A 3979-nucleotide genomic window follows, 5' to 3' on the forward strand; every position below is an offset into this window, starting at 1 on the left:
TTTCTCACTCTTTAAAACATACACGTAATAATACATATCTCACGGGGTTAAATTGTTAAATAGCTAATAAGACCTGATACAACGAACCCTGTTATAGTAGTACTTATAGGTGTAGTACTGGCCGCCATTGCCGAAGTACTGCCTCCATGCATAGTAAGCATTGTACTCTGAACTGCTCCAATAGCCGTAGCGAGAAAAACCGCCAACAAGGGTCTTTTTTTGATATAAATAGTTCAGTTCGTTTTTCGCGGGCAGGTACCAGTCCTCATAGCCGTTTATGCTTATGGTATCGCATAGCTTTGCCGCTACCGTTCCATCATTGTACTGGTTGCATTGTGTGGGGTTGTTGTAATAGCCTATGCTGTCGTGGTAATTCACAATAGCTGCTGTGTTGCTTTTGCCATCGCTCAGGCTTTGGGCACTGCTCCCTATGGCCGTGCCATAACAGCCCCACTCGCAGGATGATGATTGGTCGGATGTGGGGGCAATTAATCCGTGTCCGGTACTATAGGTATAAAACACCACCCCTCCATGAAACCAATCCCCAACTTGCACTTGATGTAAGCTATCCAAAACCCTATGCACAATAGTAGTACTATAAAATGCTGAAAGCCTGCACTCTGTGGTGTCAATATTTTTTACTCTAAAATAATATTTTTTAGTGTAGGAAGTATCTGTAATTACCTGTAGAGTGCTGTCGGTTGCCCCGGCAATATCTGTCCAGCTAATGCTGTCCTTGCTTTTTTGCCAGATGGTGCTGTCGTAGGATTTATCAAATACCAGCAAGGCGGTATCGCCCGGGAAAAGGGCGTAGGTGTAGTTTTGGGCAGAGGAAGTAAAGGTTAGGGATGTGATTAAAATAGATATTATTAACAGTAGTTTTAAATTAGTTTTATTTTTTGTCTTCAAATAAAAAAGCATTTTTGTTAAGTTTTAAAATTTTTAGAGCTTCTAAGAAAATGCTAAAAACACTAATTGTAAAAATAGGCATTTTTCTTAATTGCACTATTAATGATATTTTTAATTATTTCGTTGGGCAAAGGTAAAATTATTTTTTTAATAACAAAGAATTATGCTAAGAATTTAATTTTTTGTAACTAATCAGTGTGATGAATCACAATACTGACAAGGGTTTACATATAATAAATTTATTCTTTGTGCAACTTTGTGCCTTGGTGTCTTTGTGGCAAGATATTGATAATTAGCCACGAAGGCTCTAAGACACGAAGAATCACAAAGTATGAAACAATCCATTATGGAATTATTATACTATTGATTTTCTTTAGGGAGGTTCTATAAATACATTCGCATTAAGATTTCCAGAGTTTTTTATAGACAATGAAAAAATTTGAAACACTATCGGGATAATGTAAAAAGTTTTGAAGAAGTATATGAAAAACTCTGAAAACCCTTTGGGAACAAAGATAATAAACAATCTGACTGCGTTAAAATTTTTCTCAATAGCTTGTGCCTCCGCTAAAGCTTCAGCGACACGGGGACGGCTATTCAGAAAAATTTGTGCCTTGCATCTTATTCATTATCTTTGTTTCTTAAAAGAAATGTATTTAAAGAACCTCCCTTATGTTATCACAACTCGACATTTAATAAGTTTCCGAATGTCAATTCTTTATATTCAAATGCGAAACTTGAGTAATGAATTTTAATCTGTGAATCTGTGGCTCTAATTTTTTTTACCCACTCAAATCAACATAGAGCATTATATCTTAATAATTTTGATAAGCTTATTTCTGTATTTTTCATTATCAAAAAAACTAACAAAATAAATTCCCTGAGGTAAATTATTCATTTGAATTCTACAAATGTTGTTACCCGAAATTTTATTATTGTAATGAATTTTGCCAAAAACATCATAAATTTTAATTGTCAATTCTTTGTTAGTTCCTTCAATTTTTATATTTAAAATATTTTTTACAGGGTTTGGATAAGCCAATACTTTCAATGTTTTTACAAAATGATTGCTTTTGCGAGAAAGGTTAATGCTGTCAAACTGAGTACCATAAAAAAGTAATCCTCCACGATTGCTTCCGAGAATAATATCAGGCATTGTGTCTCCATCAATTTCAAGAAAAACAGGGCGTATTTGTCTGCCAAGTGGTTTTAATATTTTTGAACTGCTTAGTGAATCGAAAAAATGTTCGGTGCTAAAATCGAAAACACCATTAATATCATTTTTATAATCAGAACAAAAATACAATTTGCCGGAGCGTGTTCCGAAAATTAAGTCATCTTTTCCATCTTTATTTATGTCAAAAACAGTAGGTGCAACAGATTCCAGCATAGAAGGAGGGAAAAATACTCCTCCAAAAGTATCTGTTATAAATTCAAATTTGGGATAGTTTGTTGAATGTGTATTTTTAAAATAATTTAATCTGCCACGTCTTTCACCAATTAATAAATCAGGGTAATTATCATCGTTAACAAAAGCAACGCAGGGAGTACTTATGTAGCCTACATCAATTGAATCAAAATAATTTGTAACAAATTCAAAGTTTGCTGTTTGCCCTGTGTTTGCAATGTTTTCGTAAAAAATTATTTTTCCTGAATTGCTACCCATTAATAAGTCTTTATCGCCATCAATGTCAATGTCTCCAAAGCTTAAAGTAAGATTTTTATAGTTTTTTTGAGACAAAGAAAGATAATCGTTATTGATAAGATGAAACTCCGGTTTTACTGCTGTGCCTTGGTTTTCAAATAAATAAATTCGATCATGTCTGTAAAATGTTTTATCAAAGTCTCCCATTGTAGCAACAAAAAGGTCTTTATCTCCATCGTTATCAAAATCAAAAAAGGCAGGTGATGTGGATCCACCGAGGTCAATCATTTGGTCTTGTAAAAAATTATTTTTTACAAATTTAAAATCAGGATTGTCATTTCTTCCTTCGTTTATATACAACCATACTTGGTTTAAGTTTTGAAAAGAATCAACAACTTCTTCATCCATAGGGCTTGAAATCAAATCTTTAATTCCATCATTATTTACATCAATAAAGAATGCTGCAGGCATATTTTTAATATCAACGTGATTACCATTTAACGGATAGTTGTCATATTGTTTTATCATCGAATCATTTGGATAATTTTTTTCAACTTTACCATTAATTAATAGTTTTAATCCGGAGTACTCAACATCTCCCAAAATTAAATCAAAATCATTATCGTTGTCGATATCAATTGCAAGAGTGGTTGAACCTGAATGGCGGTAATGACTGCGTTGTATTTCATATTCATCTGTATTTGTACTTCTTATTTTAACAGGAGAGCAAGATTTTCCCAGAAGTAATTGATTTGAGGTGTCATTCTCCCGAAATTTACCCCAGCACTGGTCAGCATAATCAAATTCCAAACTATCAGTATTTTGATATCTTTCCATAGACATATTTTGAAAATAATCCATGTACATTCCTAATATTGAAAAAGTTAAAATGTCGAGGTCTCCATCCTTATCTATGTCTTCAAAGGCAGGAATATCAATGCTGTTGATATAAACAGAGCCTTCGTTTCCCCAATAGTTTGCTTTTATTTGGTCAATTATTTTTACAAATTTAAGTTTGTTTCCTGAGCTTATATTTTTGTGAACTTCAAAGCCTCCGTTATATTTTTGTGAAAAAGCAAAAATATCTTCTAAGCCATCATTGTTGTAATCTTTGATTATTATTGTTCGTAAAAGTTGGGGGAAATAACTTTCATATTGAGGTCGGTATTCAAATTTTATGGAATCAGCATTTCCTGTATTGATAAAGGTAAGTAATCTATCATCGCTTCTATCAATAATTACAAGGTCGAGTTTCCAATCAAAATTTAAATCAATACCTGCAAAAACGGGAAATTGTAAACCACCACCGAATGGGTTTTGTAATTTGTTACTATCAAAAACTGCTACCATGTTACTTTGATAATAGCGTGGAATTACTTGACTAAATCCATTTAGGAAAAGAGAAAGGAATAATATTATTAATAA

The 3979-nt window shown here is 32.8% G+C and carries 2 protein-coding genes; both read right to left on the bottom strand.

All coding sequences use genetic code 11. The features are described 5' to 3' along the window. Positions 1-63: 63 nt before the first annotated feature. Positions 64-921, bottom strand: coding sequence for a DUF1566 domain-containing protein (locus U9R42_04340; GenBank protein ID MEA3495245.1), 858 nt, complete (start codon positions 919-921; stop codon positions 64-66). Positions 922-1717: 796 nt separating this feature from the next. After that, positions 1718-3979, bottom strand: a 2262-nt coding sequence (locus tag U9R42_04345) for a T9SS type A sorting domain-containing protein (GenBank protein MEA3495246.1), incomplete at its 5' end; no start/stop codon positions are given.

The organism is Bacteroidota bacterium (assembly GCA_034723125.1).
Classification (GTDB): domain Bacteria; phylum Bacteroidota; class Bacteroidia; order CAILMK01; family JAAYUY01; genus JAYEOP01.

Coding starts and splice junctions, on each gene's coding strand:
- U9R42_04340 (MEA3495245.1), bottom strand. CDS start 921: ATGCTTTTTTATTTGAAGACAAAAAATAAAACTAATTTAAAACTACTG.